Raw genomic sequence first — 14,856 nt, forward strand, 5'->3', positions numbered from 1 at the left:
TTCAGCGGTGCCGCCCCCGATGACGACCACGCTGCCCGGGGCCACCCCCGGCACGCCCCCCGGCAGCACACCGCGCCCGCCCGCGCTCGACAGCAGGTGGTAGGCGCCGACCTGGGTGGCCAGACGACCGGCGACCTCGCTCATGGGGGCCAGCAGCGGGAGCGACCCGTCGGGCGCCTCGACCGTCTCGTAGGCGATGGCCGTGGTGCCCGCGGCGAGCAGGGCGTCCGTGCAGGGACGGCTGGCGGCGAGGTGCAGGAAGGTGAAGAGGACCTGGTCGGCGCGCAGGTGCTGGTACTCGCTCTCGACCGGCTCCTTGACCTTGCAGACGAGCTCGGCAGCCCAGGCGTCCTCGGCGGCGGGCACGATCCGGGCCCCGGCCGAGACGTACTCCTCGTCGTCCAGGGCCGAGCCTCGACCCGCGCCGCTCTGGACGAGCACCTCGTGCCCCGCCCCCGCGAGGGCGTGGACGCCGGCCGGGGTCAGCGCGACCCGGTACTCGTGGTTCTTGACCTCGGACGGGACCCCGACCCTCATGCGTTCCTCCACTCGATGTCCATCTGGTGAGAATTGCACGTCGGGAGGTGCGGGAACAGTGCTGGGCGCGGATGTCACGAGACCGCAACACGGGCACCCCGTGGTCCGGTCGGAGCCCCTGGCGGGGCGGGCATGCCTTCGTCCTGGTGGGATGGACCCATGGAGATCTACCGCAAGGAACGAACGGGGGCGCCCCCTGGGTTCTTCGCCTGCGAGGCGGCGGGCCTGCGGTGGCTCGCGGCCTCCGGTGGTGCCCGGGTGGTCGAGGTGCTCGGTGCCGACGAGCACGGCCTCGACCTCGAGGCCCTCGTCCCGACCTCACCGAGCGTCGACCACGCCCAGGAGCTGGGCCGACGGCTCGCCCAGACCCATGCTGCCGGGGCCGCGGACTTCGGCGGACCGCCCGAGGGCTGGGAGGGGGACGGCTTCTTCGGTCCGCTCTCGGACCCCTACCCGCTCGCCCTGGGGCGGTGGCCCCGGTGGGGCCTGGCGCACGCCGAGGGACGCGTCCTCCCGCTCCGGGACCACCTCGACGCCCAGGGTGCCCTCGGCCCAGGGCTGGCCACGCGCCTGGACCGCCTCGCCGAACGACTGCGCGACGGTCTCGGGGAGGACGACGACCCGCCGTCGCGCCTGCACGGGGACCTGTGGTCCGGGAACGTGATGTGGACCGCGCAGGGCGCCACGCTGATCGATCCCGCCGCGCACGGGGGTCACCGTCTCGGCGACCTCGCGATGCTCGAGCTCTTCGGCCTCCCGCACCTCGGTGAGGTGCTGTCCGCGTACGAGGAGCAGTGGCCTCTGGCGACAGGCTGGCGCGACCTGGTGGGACTGCACCAGATCTACCCGGTGGGCATGCACGCCGTGCTGTTCGGCGGCTCCTACCGGGACCAGCTGGTCCGGCTCGTGGACCGCTACGTCTGACCGACCCGGCGTCGCGCCGGCACCGGGGCGGACCACTGCCCCGGTCCGCGGACGCGTAGGTCGGCGGACCGGGACGTGGTTCTCAGATCAGCGCTCGCGGACCGTGAGGGTCACGACGTCGCCGGCCTCGACCGTGCCCTCGGCGGGGTCCTGGTCGGTCACCATGTACTGGGTGGGGTCCTCGGCCGTGACGGCCGCGCCGTCGGCGTCGACGACCTCGATCTCGAGGCCCAGAGCAGCGAGGTTGCTCTGGGCGGTCTCGAGGATCAGGACGGTCACGTCAGGGACCTCGGTGGGGCCCTCCGCGACGTCCTCCTGCTCCTGCTCCTGCTCCTGCGCAGGCTCGGTGGCCTCGTTCTCGGTCTCGTCGCTGCTGCACGCAGCGGTGAGGAGAACGACGCTCGCGGCCAGCGCCGCAGCGCCGACCCGGACAGATGCCTTCTTCACAAAGCCCTCCTGGGGCATGTCGACCTTCTGGGACGGTCGCTGGTGGAACCGCTCCCCTGACGCGCCGCGAGGGGCCCGTGGGCCCCTCTCTCCCGGCTGTAGGCCGGGGTCGGCTCCGCCACGCTAAGCCGCTGACCTCGCCGACCCCAGCGAATATCGGGGCAGGAGCGACCGACGTCACAGCGACGCACGTCACACCCCTGCCCAGCCGAGAGGCGCCCGTCACCGCACCTCGGCACGTTCGGACCACCAGGCCGCCAGCATGACCCCGCCGAGGGCCACGGGCACCGGGAGGGCGAGCTGCACGGGCAGCACCGCCTCGGCGAGCTCCGGCCCGCCCATCCCCGCCCACGTCCCTGGGGCCGCGTAGGGGAACCAGGCACCAGCCCCGGCGACGGTGACGACCTGCGTGACCACGACGACGGCGAGGAGCACGCCGATCCCTGGCAGGTACCCGCGCAGCAGGTGGGCCGCCGTCCCGACAGGAAGGGCCAGGAGCAGGGTCAGGAGCCCGACGAGGACGGCGCGTGCCAGTGCGGCCGTCGCGGCACTGTCGAGCCCGCCCTGGCCGAGAGCAGCTCCGGCCGCAAGACTGACCGCGAGGGTCGCGAGCAGGACGAGCACCCCCCACGCGAGGAGGACCAACGCCTTGGCCACGGCGACATCACGCCGTCGTACGGGCACCGCGTACAGGCCCCCGATCGTCCCGTCGACGTGCTCGCGTCCGTAGACCCAGGCGGCCACGACCCCAGCAGACAGGAGCACCGCCACCGAGAGGATCTGGCCGACCATCGAGAGCTGGGCCACCCAGCCGTCCCCCACGAGCATCGGGGCGACCTTGAGGGCGAGCTGGCTCGTGGGCGCGGCCTCGGCAGCGGCGATGAACCCGGTCGTCACCGCCGGCACGCCCAGCACGACGGCCAGGCCGGCGACCCGGGGAGCCGTCGCCCTGCGCAGCTTGAGGGCCTCGACCGCGAGAGCTGCTCGCATCACGTCCTCCTCGGCCGTGCCGGGTCGGCCGGCAGGTCGAGGTGCCCGTCGGCCTCGGCTCCGTAGACCATCGCGAAGAACGCACGCTCGAGGTCGGCACCGTCGGGGGGCAGTGTGCCGACCACGTGGCCCCGGTGGAGAACGGTGATCCGGTCAGCGATCCGGGCCACCTCGTCGAGGTGGTGGCTCGAGACGAGCACGGCGGCGCCGCGGCCGGCGGCGTTGAGGATCTCGCGCCGCACGACCAGCACCCCCGCGGGGTCCAGGGCGTTGCTGGGTTCGTCGAGCACCAGGAGCCCGGGGCGGTGGACCATCGCCGAGGCGAGTCCGACCCGCTGCCGGTTGCCGAGTGAGAGGGTGCCGGTCCGGCGTCCCGACCAGTGGTCCAGGGCGAGGGCACCGATGATCTCCTGACTCGCGGGACCGGCGTCGGCCACCGTGAGGCCGTGCAGCCGCGCCGCACACCGGACCGTCTCGAGCACGGTCAGCTCGGCGTAGGTGAACGGGGTCTCCACGAGGTGCCCCACCGAGGCCCAGGCCCGGGGCCGCAGGTGGCGAACGTCGACCAGCTCTCCGCCCCCGTCTCGCAAGCACGTCGTCCCGCTGTCGCACCGGAGCATGCCGAGCAGCAGGCGCATGAGCGTCGTCTTCCCCGCACCGTTCAGCCCGACGATGGCGTGCACCTCGCCGGCCCGCACGGTCAGGTCGAGGTCCTCGACCGCCACCTCGGGGCCGAAGGAGCGGGTCGCCCCTCGAGCCTCGAGGACGACGTCCTGGGCGATCACGCCCCACCCTCCGCGGTCGGTGGTGGGGCGAGCTGCCCGAGGGCCGAGCTGATCCGGTCGCCCAGCCCTCCCTCGCCCCCGGCCCCCCAGTCGAGGAGAGCGGCCATGAGGGCCCCGAGGCAGGCCCCGGCGGCCACGTGGGCCTCGAGGGACGGCACCCCGCCCTCGACGAGCGCCTCGGCGAGCACGTCCTGGGTCCGTTGGTTGTTGGCCCACGCCTTCGCCCGCAGGCCGTCGTGCCCGGCGACGAGGGCGACCCGGGCGCGGGTCTCGCCCTCGCCCGGCTCGGGCAGGGCGCCCCATGCCATGAGCAGGGCCCGGCGCACCCGTTCGAGCGGGCTCAGCGCCGCGGGCTGGGCGCGCACGGCATCGCCCAGCACGGGGTCGTAGGGGTCGTCCAGGACCGCGGCCTCCTTGGTGGGGAAGTGCCGGAAGAAGGTCATGTGCGAGACCCCGGCCGCGGCCGCGACCTCCTCGACCGTGACCTCGTCGAAGCCGCGCTCGGTGAACAGCTGCAACGCAGCGCTCTGCAGCGCTGCACGGGTTCTCTCGGTACGCGAGGTCATCACATGATGTTAGTCACTAACATGACGTGCTGCCAGGGATTCCCGGCAGGAGGCTCATCCGACGAGGACTGGGACGCTCCCACGTGGTGTCACCTGGGCGAGGACGTCGAGCAAGAGTTCGTTGAACACCCCGGGTGCGTGAGTGTTCACGTCGTGCCCGGCCCGAGGCACGACCACGTGGCGGATCCCGGGGAGCGCCGCGAGGAAGGCCCGCTCCCCCAGACGGAGGGGGTCACGCTGACCGTTGACCAGCCACACGGGGACCCCGCCGGCGTGCAACCGACCGAGATCACCCAGCGAGGAGTGCTTCCCGATCGCACCGAGCATGTCCGCCACCACCGCCCACGAGGCCTGGCGACCCAGCAGCCGCGCGATCGCCGAGGAGACGGCGCGGTAGGCCGCGACCGGCTTGCCACGGATCTCGGTCGAGCAGCCTGAGAGCACCAGGCCCGCGAGGCCTGTCTGGGTCCGCGCGGCGTAGGCCAGGGAGGTGTAGCCCCCCAAGGAGAGGCCGACGAGCACCGGCGGCGACGTGCAGGCCTGCACGGCCCGGTCGATGGTCTCGAGGGCGCCGTCGAGGGTGAAGCGCTCGTGGGAGCGGGCCCCGTGGCCCGGGAGGTCGACCGCGACGGCCTCGTGGCCCGCGGCGCGCACCGCGGCGAGCTGACCGTGCCAGATGGCCGAGGACGTGCGGGTCCCGTGCACGAAGACGAGGGGGGTGATGGAGGCCTCCAGGGCGAGCTCGCGTGGCTCAGCGACGAGGGCGAGCCGGTCTGCCTCCGACGGTAGCCCCGCACCTGGAAGACCACACGGCGACGTCGATGATCACCACACGACCCACACCTCGCCACCACGGCACGTGCGGGGTCGCGAAGGCGCTCCGAGCTCAGCGCGGGGTCGAGGTCTCGGCCACCCCCGCGACTGGTTTGGTGCGGGACCGGCCCGTGCCGTCCTTGAGGACGACGTACTTGAGGTCCACGTGCGGCTCGAGGGCGCCGAACTTGTCGTTCGGGGCCCCGATCACGAGCTGGAAGCCCAACCCGCGCCAGGCCCCGATCGCTCGGCCGGTGAACCGCGCGTCGGCCTTGATCAGTGCCTCGTCGAGGAAGACGGGGGCGTACCGGGGGCGCTCGGCCCCCGCGTCCCCGAGCTGGTAGCGCAGGGCCGCGCCGACGATGAACGCCACGAGCTCCTGGGACTCGCCCCCGGACTTCTCCCCGATGTGGTCGTAGAGCGCGACGTGCCGACCCTCGAGGTCGACCTTCTCGGCGCTCAGTCGCACGTGCCGGCGCACGTCGACGAGGTCGGCGTAGTCGGGTGCGGTGCGCCGGATCCGGTCGATCACCTTGGCCATCCGCAGGTAGCGCCGCTCGCGCTCGACGTCGGTCGCCTCGGTCGACAGCGCCTCGCGCAGGTCGCGCAGCTCCTTGCGGAAGCGGGCCACGACGGTGGACTGGGTGTCCCGGGCGTCGATCCGCAGCCGGTGCTCGTCGTCGGCGAAGGGCAGGTCGGCGAGGATCTCGTTGACCGGGCCGATCCGCTCCTTGATCTCCCGCACCGAGCGGCTGAGGGCGCTGTGCAGGTCGGTCAGGTCGTTGCCCGAGAGGCGCAGCAGGCTCCGCCGCCACTCGGCCTCGAGCTCGTGCAGGCCGCTCGTGCCGAGGTCCTCGAGGATCCGGGCGAAGTCCGGGTACGAGCCGTCCGGGTCGCTGCCCAGGTTCGGGTCGGGCCAGCGCTCGACGAAGGTCTCGAAGATCCGACGCAGGGACTCCTGCGCCGTGTCGATGCTGTGCTGGGCGCTGCGGCGGTCGGCCGTCAGGGTCTCGCCGGCCCGTGCCACGACGCCGTCGAAGACGGCCAGGGCCGAGCCGGGGGCTGCGCCCTCCTGGTCGGGTGCGGGCTGCCCCCCGCCGCCCAGCAGCCCGTCGAGGTAGGAACGCTGCTCGGCGCCGACCGTCGTGCCCGCCTCCTGCGCCACGTCGAGGGCGTGCTGGGCACCGTCCACCTCGTCGGAGGTGGCAGCCCATCTCTCCCCCAGGTCCGCGACAGCGCCCTTGGTCCGGCCGAGCTCCTCGGTCAGGGCCCGCACCGAGGTCTCGAGCTCTGCGGCCCGCCGCTGCAGGCGGGTGACCTCCGGGTTGCCCGAGGTCACGTCCTGCACCACCTGCGCCCACCGGGACTGCTCCGCCTCGACCGACGCGACGTCGACCTGGTCCCAGGTGAGCTCGGTGAGCGCCCGGTGCGCGAGCATCTGCTCGTCGTGGCCGTCCAGCCGTGCTGCGGCCTCGGTCACCGCCTCCTCGGCGAGGGCGAGCTCGGCCTCGGTCCGGGCCTGCTGCTCGTCCAGGAGGGCGAGCCGACGGCTGTTGGTGAAGCCCAGCAGGTTCGCCCGGCCCTGCCCGCCGTGCGCCCCGCGGGACCCCTCGGAGACCTGCCCGGCCCGCGTGAGGGCCTTGCTGTGCTGCGACAGCTCCCCCGGTGTGTCGACGCAGACGAACGCGAACCGGGTGGCCAGCTCGCCGCGGAGCCAGCCCGTGAACGGCCCTCCCCGGTAGTCGAGCCGGCCGGGCAGGGTCCTGGCGTCCAGCCCCACGTCGTCGTTCATGCCCGTGACGACGCCCTGGAAGCGGATGCGTCGGGCCGTGGGGACGGTGTCGATGGCCTTGCGGAAGGCCTGCAGGTGCGTGACGTCGATCAGCAGGAGGGTCGCGAACCCGCCGAGGGCGAGGTTGAAGGCCTCACGCCACGGCTCGTGCTCGGTGCGGACCTCGACGAGCTCGGCCACGAAGGGCAGGTCCTCGACCCCGAGCCCGGCCGCGGCGGCCAGCGCAGCCCGTGCGGCGTGCAGGTCACCGGGGATGTTGTCCCGCCGTCGAGCGACCGCGGTGCGCTCGGTCTGCAGCTCGCGCAGCTCGTCCGCGGCGCTCTTCTTCCGGGCCATCGCCTCGAAGAGCGCCTGACGTGCGGCGTCCTTGGCCTCGGCGTCCTGGAGCGCCCGTCGGGCGCGCGCCACCGTCTCGACCAGGTCGGCCTCGGAGGCGACCTCGACCCCGAGCACGGCGAGCTGCTGGTCGAGGCGGGTCCGTGCGCGCCGGGTCTCCTCGAGCCTCGCGCCGACCGAGCTCAGCTCACGCTGGGCGGTGGCGAGCCGGTCACCGCCCGAGGACCACAGGGTCTCGCGCACCCCGTCGAGCTCGGCTCGGGCGGCGTCGATGCGGGCCGCGGTCTCGGCGGCGAGGCGCTGCGCCTCGTGGTGCTGGTGCTGCAGGTCCTGCTCGACCGCGCGCAGCAGGCCGAGACGGCTCTGGTGGCGCCACAGCGCTGCGGGTGAGGTGCCGTCGTCGAAGGAGCCGACGGCGTCGATCACGTCCAGCCGCTCCTGGGCGGCGTCGATCTCGGCGCGGTGGTCCCGGATCGGCTCGAGGGCCTTGACCTGCTGCCGTGCCGTGACCATCTGGTCGCGGGTGCGGCTCAGGGTGTCGAACTGCTCGACCACGGCGTCGGCGGTCGCGAAGGTGTCGGGCTCCTCGAGGACCATGGCCTTGTAGAGGGCGTCGACCGTGGTGATCTGCTGCCCCGCCTGGATCCGTCCGAGCAGGGCGACGGCCTTGGTGCCGTCGCTCGACGCACCGATGCCCAGGGTCGAGTGGAGCCGTGCGGTGAACTCGCGGTCGGTGTCGAAGCAGGTCAGGCCCGCCTCGGTCAGGGCTGCGCGACCCAGACGCCGGGTCGCGGGCCCCTCGAGCTCACGCAGGTCGAAGGGCCCCGCGCAGGTCGCACGCACCGCGACGACGTCCTCGAGAGACCGTGCGGCCGAGGGCACGTACCAGGCCCGTACCCCCGTCAGGAGGTTGCCCGACTGGTCCACCCAGGTCATCGCGATCGCCGACCAGGTGTCCCGGCCGTCGCCCCGCAGCACCCGCTGCTCTGTGCCGTCCGCGGTGCGCGACTCGTCGATCTTGCCGCGGGCGTAGGACAGGATGTTGCGCTGGTCCTTGCCCCGCGGCCGCCCGACGACGCCGCCGTTGGACGCCCCGTTGAACGGCGTCGTGTGGGGCATGAGCAGGGCGATGTAGGCGTCCATCAGGGTGGACTTCCCCGAGCCCGACCCGCCCGAGAGCAAGGTGGCGGTCGGCGCCAGGCGGACCCGGTGGTGACCGTCGTAGCCGCCCCAGTTCACCAGCTGGAGGTCGCCGGCCACCCACTGCTGACCGGCCGAGGCCGCGGGGATCAGCCCGAAGAGCGTGTCGACCATCGTCATCGGGTGACCTCCTGCTCACGGAGCCAGCTGCGGAGCTCGACGAGCCGCTCGTTGCTCAGCACCACCTCGACCAACGGGGTCACGCGGTAGCGCCCCTCGGACTCCTCCTCGATCAGCCCCTCCTTGGCGAGCCGGGTGACCGCGGCGCGGATCTCCCGCTGCCGGGTGGCGAGGTTGGTCTCGTCCGCGTCGAAGTAGGTCAGGGCCGTCTGCTCGATCTCCTCGGCGTCGACGCGCACCGACGCCTCGCCGGCCCCCTGCTCACGCTGGAAGACGGTGCGCAGGTGGACCAGCACGAGGGTCTCGGCACGCGAGTAGGGCTCGTCCCGCAGCAGCACCGGGACCTCGAGCTCGGCCGACCGGACCTGACGCTTGTAGGCGATCCCGCGCTCGTGGTCCACGACGAGGTGGACGAAGAGGTCGTGCAGCCGGGACTCGATGACCTGCTGGTTCTCGAGGAGGGTGCGCCACTGCGCGCGGTGACGGTCCGCGAGCAGGAACCGGCGCTGCAGCAGGCGGACGAGCACGAGCCGCACCTGGGGCTCGAGGGTGCCCGAGTCCCCCGCGAAGAGCTCGGCGGGGTCCTCCTCCATGGGGACGGGGGCGATGAACCCTTCGGTCGTGGTGTCAGTCATCCTCGTCCTTCGTCCGTGTCGTGACGCCGCCGAAGGCCAGCCGCCGACGGGTGCCGTCGGGCCGGATGGCCTCGACGAAGGCGACCTCGCCGGTCTCGACCATGCCACGGTCGTGCGCGATCTCGAGCAGCCCGAGCAGGTCCACCGGTCGGCGGAGCCCGTCCGGGGCGGCGCTGAAGGCCGCCGCGAGGTCCACGTCCCCGTGGTCGCCGGCGAAGGCGGCGAGGTGCTCGTCGAGGTCGGCGTAGTGCGGGCCGCCCCAGGCTCGGGCCTCGTCCTGGGAGATCTCGGCGTCGGCGTCCCACTCCCCCTCGAGCAACGGAGCGGGCGGCTCTGGCGGCCGCAGGTTCCCCGTCGTCTGGCGCAGGTGGTCGACCTCCGCGACGGGCAGCCGCCGCACCGGGTCGACCAGCTGGCCACGGCGCGCGTCGGGCACCCACGCCTGCAGGCCGTTCATGACGTCGCGCAGGAGGTCGTCGACCTCCCGGTCCCGCAACGGGTCGTGGTTGCGGACCTGGGCGGTGATCACCGCGGAGGCCTCACGCTGGGCGGTGAAGACCTGGTCGAGGCCGATCTCGATCTGACGGCCGATCTCGCGCAGCTCGGCCTGCTGCGGCGAGGCGAGCCGACGCGTGAAGCGGTGCCGCAGCACGGTGTCGAGCTGGGCCGAGAGCTCGTCGAGCCGCTGCGGGTCCCCGATCAGGCGCAGGGCCCCGGCGAAGGCACGGCCCTCGGTGGTCGACTCCATCACGTGCTCGCCCCGCTCGAGGTACTCGCGCAGCACCTCGCCGGTCGGGCGCTCGTCACGGCGCAGGGCGGTCACGACGTCGCGCTGCATCGCCTTGATCGACTCGGCGACCCGGGCGAAGTCGGCCGGCAGCTCGCGCACCAGGTGCAGGACGTTCTCGGCCTCCTCGAGGAGCTGCTCGTCGTCGACCTGCTCGACCTCGCCGGTCCGCTGGATCCGCTCGAGCTCCTCGCGCCGCCGGGCGATCTCGGCGTCGAGACGGGCCATGCGGACCAGGACGTCAGGGTCGGCGTCCTGCGCCAGACGCTCGACGGCCTCGAGCAGTGTGCGCAGCCGGGACTGCGAGACCCGGGACCGTGCCCCACCGGCACGGCCGGCCACCTCGAGGGCCCCGACCGCGTGGGCCGAGAGGCGGTAGACCTCGACGTCGCCGTCGAGGACCTGCCGGACCAGCCACCCGGCCTCGGCCCACTGCCGGCACAGCTCGCGGGCCGTGCCGGCGGGCAGGCTCTCCTCGTGACCAGCGGCGCGAAGCTGGTCGAGGGCGTCACCGATCTCGGTGTGCGCGTCCGCGACCTGGACCGTCGGCCGGTCGGCCGTGAAGAGCACCGACAGCAGAGACACCACCAGGGGGGCGTGCCGCTTGTGCAGCAGGTCCAGCATGGGGTTCTGGAAGGCCCGCAGGGCGCCCAGGTACGCCCCTTCGGCACGTGTCATCATCGCCGCACAGCGTAGGCGAGTCCGTCGGGCACTGGCGCACGGCGTCCGAAAGCGAGAGCACGGTGAGCGAGCACGACGAAGGCCCCTGACCGGCGGGTCAGGGGCCTTCGCGTCGCTGTCTCAACGAGTGTCCGGAGGGGGACTTGAACCCCCACGCCCTATACGGGCACTAGCACCTCAAGCTAGCGCGTCTGCCATTCCGCCACCCGGACGAGTGGACCCGAGGACCCTGGTGGGGACCCTCGAGCGCGGCAGTAAAGATAGCACGGCGGGGCGGTCAGCAACGACGCGGCCCCTGGGGCAGACTGACGCTGAACGCATCACTCGCTGGCCTCGAGGAGCATCGATGTCCGACCAGACCGCGTCGGTCGAGCAAGACCGGGCCAAGCCCTCGGTGCGGCACCTCGCCGGGGCGGGGTCGGCCGCGAAGAAGGTGGCCGGCGCACGGCGCAACCCCTCGGCGGTGGGCTACGAGACGAGCAGCCCGCAGTGGCTGCGCGTGATGGCCGGGTGGTCCTGGCGGATCCTGGTGGTGGTCGCGGCGATCGCCCTGGTCTTCTGGGCGACTTCGCGCGTGCTCCTGGTCTTCATCGCGGTCTTCGTGGCGCTGGTCTTCACCGCGGTGCTGCGCCCCTTGGTCAACATCTTGGACCGGGTGATGCCGCGCGGGCTGGCCACAGCCCTGTCGATCATCCTGGCCTTCCTCACGGTCGCGGGCCTGCTGACCTACGTCGGCTTCTCGGTGGCCGGCCAGTGGGAGCGCCTCGGGCAGCAGTTCAACCAGGGGGTCCAGACGATCCTCGACCTGCTCGAGAGCAGCCCGCTGCAGCTCAACATCACCAACGACGACGTGCAGGACTGGTTGGACACGGCGCAGGGCTGGATCGCGGAGAACTCCGAGATGCTCGCGAGCCAGGCGCTGTCGAGCGCGGGGTCGGTGGGGCTGGTCTTCATGGTCCTGGCCCTGGCGACCTTCTGCACGGTCTTCTTCCTCGCCCGCGGCCAGGACATGTGGGCCTGGTTCCTCAACCAGCTGCCGACGCGCATGCGTGAGACCTGGCACACCGGCGGCGAGGTCGCCTGGTACACGTTCTCCGGCTACACCCGCGGGACGGTGATCATCGCGGCCGCGGACGGCGTGATGGCCGTGGTGGTGCTGCTGGTCCTGGGGGTGCCCCTCGCCGCCCCGCTCGCGGTCCTCGTCTTCATCGGCGCCTTCATCCCGCTGATCGGCGCCCCCGCCGCCATGGTCATCGCGATGATCGTGGCTCTCGCAGCCAACGGTCCTATCAACGCGATCATCGTGGGCCTGGCGATCGCGGCCATCGGGCAGATCGAGGGCCACCTGCTGCAGCCCCTGGTCATGGGCAAGCAGGTCTCCTTGCACCCTGTGGTGGTGGCCCTGTCGGTCACGGCGGGCACCCTGGTCGCCGGGATCCTCGGCGCGGTGATCGCCGTGCCGCTGGTGGCGGTCGCGTGGGCGGTGTTCAGCCGGCTGCGCACGGTGGACCCACCCTCGGACTTCGAGGAGATCGACGAGGCCGTCGCGGAGGCCGAGGCTGATCGGCCCGGCTGATCGGCCCGGCTGACGGGCTGACCGGGCCGCCTGATCGGCTCGCGCTACTGGAAGTCCCGGGAGCGCGAGGGGATCTGCAAGGACAACGGACTGAGGTGCTCGGCCAGGAGGTTCGTCGCGCCGTCGGCCCGTTCGAGCCTGCCCCGCACCACCAGGGCCGCTGAGCTGCGCGCGACCGTGCGGAACCTCCGCCAGAGCCCCGCGGTGCAGATGACGTTGAGCAGCCCGGTCTCGTCCTCGATGGACAGGAAGGTCACACCCTGGGCGGTGCCGGGCCGCTGCCGGTGGGTCACGACCCCGGCGACGGCCACCCGCCGCCCCGGCTCGTGGAGCATCGCCTGCTCGACCCGCAGCACCCCCGCGGCGTCGAGCCCCTCGCGCACGTACTGCGTCGGGTAGGAGTCGACCGAGACCCCCGTGGCCCACACGTCCGCCATCGCGAGCTCGACCTCGCTCATCCCCGGCAGCGTCGGGGCCTGGACCCCGACGGCCACGCCGGGCAGGGTGTCCGGCCCTTCGAGCGCGAGGGCTCCGGCCGCCCAGAGCGCCTCACGACGCTCGACCCCGAGGCCGCCGAGGGCCCCGGCGGTCGCGAGGGACTCGATCTGCGCCGTGCTCAGCTCGACCCGGCGCACCAGGTCACGCAGGTCCACGAACCTCCCGCGTGCGGCGCGTTCGGCGACGAGGGCCTCGGCGAGCGTCTCGCCGATCCCCCGGATGCTCGCCAGACCGAGCCGGACCGCGAGCCCTGCCTCGACGTCGAGCTCGATCAGCCCTGGCCGCTGCCGCCCGGTCCGGCCGGGCCCGGTACCTCGGTCCGCGACGTGGTCATCCACCGCGGGCGGACCCCCAGGACCCACGCGTTCGAGCCCGGCCTGGACCCCTGAGGCCTGCACGCAGGGCCGCAGCACGGTGAGCCCGTGGCGTCGGGCGTCGGCCACGAGGGACTGCGGGGAGTAGAAGCCCATCGGCTGGGCCGCGAGCAGTCCCGCGTAGAAGGCCGCCGGGTGCCGTCGCTTGAGCCAGGAGCTCGCGTAGACCAGGTAGGCGAAGGAGTAGGCGTGGGACTCGGGGAACCCGAAGTCGGCGAAGGCCTTGAGCTTGTCGTAGACCTGCTCGCCGACCTCGGGACCGATCCCACGCTCGGCCATCCCGGCCAGGAGCCGTGCGTGCAGGGCCTCCATACGCTCGGCCGACCGCTTGGACCCCATCGCCCGGCGCAGCTGGTCGGCCTCGGCCCCGGTGAACCCCGCGACGTCGATGGCCATCTGCATGAGCTGCTCCTGGAACAGCGGCACGCCCTTGGTCTTGGCCAAGGACTTCTCGAGCAGGGGGTGCAGGTAGGTCACCTTCTCCCGCCCCCGGGCACGGTTGATGTACGGGTGCACCGAGCCGCCCTGGATGGGCCCGGGACGGATCAGCGCGACCTCGATGACGATGTCGTAGAAGCACCGGGGCTGCAGCCGCGGCAAAGTGGCCATCTGCGCGCGGGACTCGACCTGGAACACCCCGACGGTGTCGGCGGCGCACAGCAGGTCGTAGACCCCGGGGTCCTCCTGGGGCAGGGTGTGCAGGCCCAGCTCGACCCCCTGGTGCTCGGCGACCAGCTCGAAGGCGATCCGCAGGGCGGAGAGCATGCCCAGGCCCAGCAGGTCGAACTTCACCAGGCCCGCGTCGGCGCAGTCCTCCTTGTCCCACTGCAGCACCGTCCGGCCGGGCATCCGGGCCCACTCGACCGGGCACACCTCGATCACCGGCCGGTCGCACAGCACCATGCCTCCCGAGTGGATGCCCAGGTGCCGCGGCAGGCGCAGGAACCTGTCTGCGAGGTCGATGACGGCCTCCGGGATCTCGCCGAGCTCGCTGGCTGCCGGTGGGCGTCGCGCCGGGACGACGTCGTGCCCGCCCTCGACCACCGTGCCGGCCGGGGGCAGGGCCGGTCGCTGCGACGACGCGGCTCCGGCCGAGGACGGTGGGCTCCCGGCCGGGACCGGGCTGACGGGGGCTGATCGTTCGAGGGTCCACCAAGGGCTGGGACGCTCGGGCCCGCGCAGCGACCCCCAGCGTTCGATGCTCTTGCTCCAGGCGTCCTGCTGCCCGACGTCGTAGCCCAGGGCCCGGGCCGCGTCCCGCACGGCCGAACGCGGACGGTAGGAGATGACGTTGGCGACCTGGGCCGCGTGCTCACGGTCGAAGCGCTCGTAGACGTGCTGGATGACCTCCTCACGGCGGATCGACTCGATGTCCACGTCGATGTCGGGCGGCCCGTCCCGCTCGGGGGCCAGGAAGCGCTCGAAGAGCAGCCCGTGGTGCACCGCGTCGACCGCCGTGACACCCAGGGCGTAGCAGACCGCCGAGTTCGCGGCCGAGCCTCTGCCCTGGGCGAGGATCCCCCGGGCCCGGCAGAAGGCCACCAGGTCGTGCACGATGAGGAAGTAGCCGGGGAAGCCCAGGGACTCGATGACGGCGAGCTCGTGGTCGAGCTGGGCCCAGGCCCCGGGGACCTTCTCGCTGCCCCGCGGCCCGTAGCGCTCGAGGGCACCGCGGCGGACGAGCTCACGCAACCAGCTGGCCTCGTCGTGCCCGGGGGGCACCGGGTACGGGGGCAGGGCGGGGGCGACGAGAGCCAGGTCGAAGGCGCACTCGGCGGCGAGGGCCGCGGCGGTC

At 73.0% G+C, this 14,856-nt stretch carries 12 protein-coding genes and 1 tRNA gene; 2 read left to right on the forward strand and 11 right to left on the reverse strand.

The features are described 5' to 3' along the window. The coding region (locus L0B03_RS05660) for an alanine dehydrogenase (RefSeq protein WP_374204886.1) at window positions 1–537 on the reverse strand (537 nt) is incomplete at its 3' end. A 159-nt stretch (window positions 538–696) separates the two neighbouring features. On the opposite strand from L0B03_RS05660, the gene L0B03_RS05665 reads away from it, so the two are divergent. Further along, window positions 697–1,461, forward strand: a complete 765-nt coding sequence (locus tag L0B03_RS05665) for a fructosamine kinase family protein (RefSeq protein WP_250444665.1) — start codon at window positions 697–699, stop codon at window positions 1,459–1,461. Window positions 1,462–1,548: 87 nt separating this feature from the next. Here L0B03_RS05665 and L0B03_RS05670 read toward each other — a convergent pair whose 3' ends face one another. The 9 genes from L0B03_RS05670 to L0B03_RS05710 all read right to left on the reverse strand — a co-directional run bounded on the left by L0B03_RS05670 (window position 1,549) and on the right by L0B03_RS05710 (window position 10,825). Continuing rightward, window positions 1,549–1,908 carry a PASTA domain-containing protein gene (locus tag L0B03_RS05670; protein ID WP_250444667.1) on the reverse strand — a complete coding sequence of 120 codons (360 nt, stop codon included), beginning with the start codon at window positions 1,906–1,908 and terminating at the stop codon, window positions 1,549–1,551. A 222-nt stretch (window positions 1,909–2,130) separates the two neighbouring features. Continuing rightward, on the reverse strand, window positions 2,131–2,898 hold the full coding sequence (locus L0B03_RS05675; protein WP_250444669.1) for an ABC transporter permease: 768 nt from the start codon (window positions 2,896–2,898) through the stop codon (window positions 2,131–2,133). Beyond that, the gene (locus L0B03_RS05680; protein ID WP_250444671.1) at window positions 2,898–3,683 is read right to left on the reverse strand and encodes an ABC transporter ATP-binding protein; all 786 of its coding nucleotides are present in this window, start codon (window positions 3,681–3,683) and stop codon (window positions 2,898–2,900) included. Before L0B03_RS05680 ends, L0B03_RS05675 begins: the two co-directional genes overlap by 1 nt. Then, the gene (locus L0B03_RS05685; protein ID WP_250444673.1) at window positions 3,680–4,249 is read right to left on the reverse strand and encodes a TetR family transcriptional regulator; all 570 of its coding nucleotides are present in this window, start codon (window positions 4,247–4,249) and stop codon (window positions 3,680–3,682) included. The genes L0B03_RS05680 and L0B03_RS05685 overlap by 4 nt, the downstream gene beginning before the upstream one ends. A 54-nt stretch (window positions 4,250–4,303) precedes the next feature. After that, window positions 4,304–4,954, reverse strand: coding sequence for an alpha/beta fold hydrolase (locus tag L0B03_RS05690; RefSeq protein WP_250444675.1), 651 nt, complete (start codon window positions 4,952–4,954; stop codon window positions 4,304–4,306). Between the two features lie 181 nt (window positions 4,955–5,135). After that, complete coding sequence (locus L0B03_RS05695) at window positions 5,136–8,510, reverse strand: ATP-binding protein (protein WP_250444677.1); 3,375 nt, start codon at window positions 8,508–8,510, stop codon at window positions 5,136–5,138. Beyond that, window positions 8,507–9,145: a DUF4194 domain-containing protein gene (locus L0B03_RS05700; protein WP_250444679.1), complete on the reverse strand. Its 639-nt coding sequence runs from the start codon at window positions 9,143–9,145 to the stop codon at window positions 8,507–8,509. The genes L0B03_RS05695 and L0B03_RS05700 overlap by 4 nt, the downstream gene beginning before the upstream one ends. Beyond that, entirely contained in the window at window positions 9,138–10,613 is a 1,476-nt protein-coding gene (locus L0B03_RS05705; RefSeq protein ID WP_250444681.1) for a DUF3375 domain-containing protein, read from the reverse strand. Before L0B03_RS05705 ends, L0B03_RS05700 begins: the two co-directional genes overlap by 8 nt. A gap of 128 nt (window positions 10,614–10,741) precedes the next feature. Then, window positions 10,742–10,825: transfer RNA gene (locus L0B03_RS05710), tRNA-Leu, on the reverse strand. A gap of 134 nt (window positions 10,826–10,959) precedes the next feature. Here L0B03_RS05710 and L0B03_RS05715 point away from each other — a divergent pair. After that, window positions 10,960–12,189, forward strand: a complete 1,230-nt coding sequence (locus L0B03_RS05715) for an AI-2E family transporter (RefSeq protein WP_250444683.1) — start codon at window positions 10,960–10,962, stop codon at window positions 12,187–12,189. Window positions 12,190–12,233: 44 nt separating this feature from the next. Here the strand turns inward: L0B03_RS05715 and dnaE are convergent. Further along, window positions 12,234–14,856 (reverse strand): DNA polymerase III subunit alpha (gene dnaE, locus L0B03_RS05720; RefSeq protein ID WP_250444685.1); only part of this gene is annotated, 2,623 nt, incomplete at its 5' end.

This window comes from Actinotalea sp. C106, from assembly GCF_023630195.1.
Lineage (GTDB): Bacteria > Actinomycetota > Actinomycetes > Actinomycetales > Cellulomonadaceae > Actinotalea.

Coding starts and splice junctions, on each gene's coding strand:
- L0B03_RS05665 (WP_250444665.1), top strand. CDS start 697: ATGGAGATCTACCGCAAGGAACGAACGGGGGCGCCCCCTGGGTTCTTC.
- L0B03_RS05675 (WP_250444669.1), bottom strand. CDS start 2,898: ATGCGAGCAGCTCTCGCGGTCGAGGCCCTCAAGCTGCGCAGGGCGACG.
- L0B03_RS05685 (WP_250444673.1), bottom strand. CDS start 4,249: ATGACCTCGCGTACCGAGAGAACCCGTGCAGCGCTGCAGAGCGCTGCG.
- L0B03_RS05695 (WP_250444677.1), bottom strand. CDS start 8,510: ATGACGATGGTCGACACGCTCTTCGGGCTGATCCCCGCGGCCTCGGCC.
- L0B03_RS05700 (WP_250444679.1), bottom strand. CDS start 9,145: ATGACTGACACCACGACCGAAGGGTTCATCGCCCCCGTCCCCATGGAG.
- L0B03_RS05705 (WP_250444681.1), bottom strand. CDS start 10,613: ATGATGACACGTGCCGAAGGGGCGTACCTGGGCGCCCTGCGGGCCTTC.
- L0B03_RS05715 (WP_250444683.1), top strand. CDS start 10,960: ATGTCCGACCAGACCGCGTCGGTCGAGCAAGACCGGGCCAAGCCCTCG.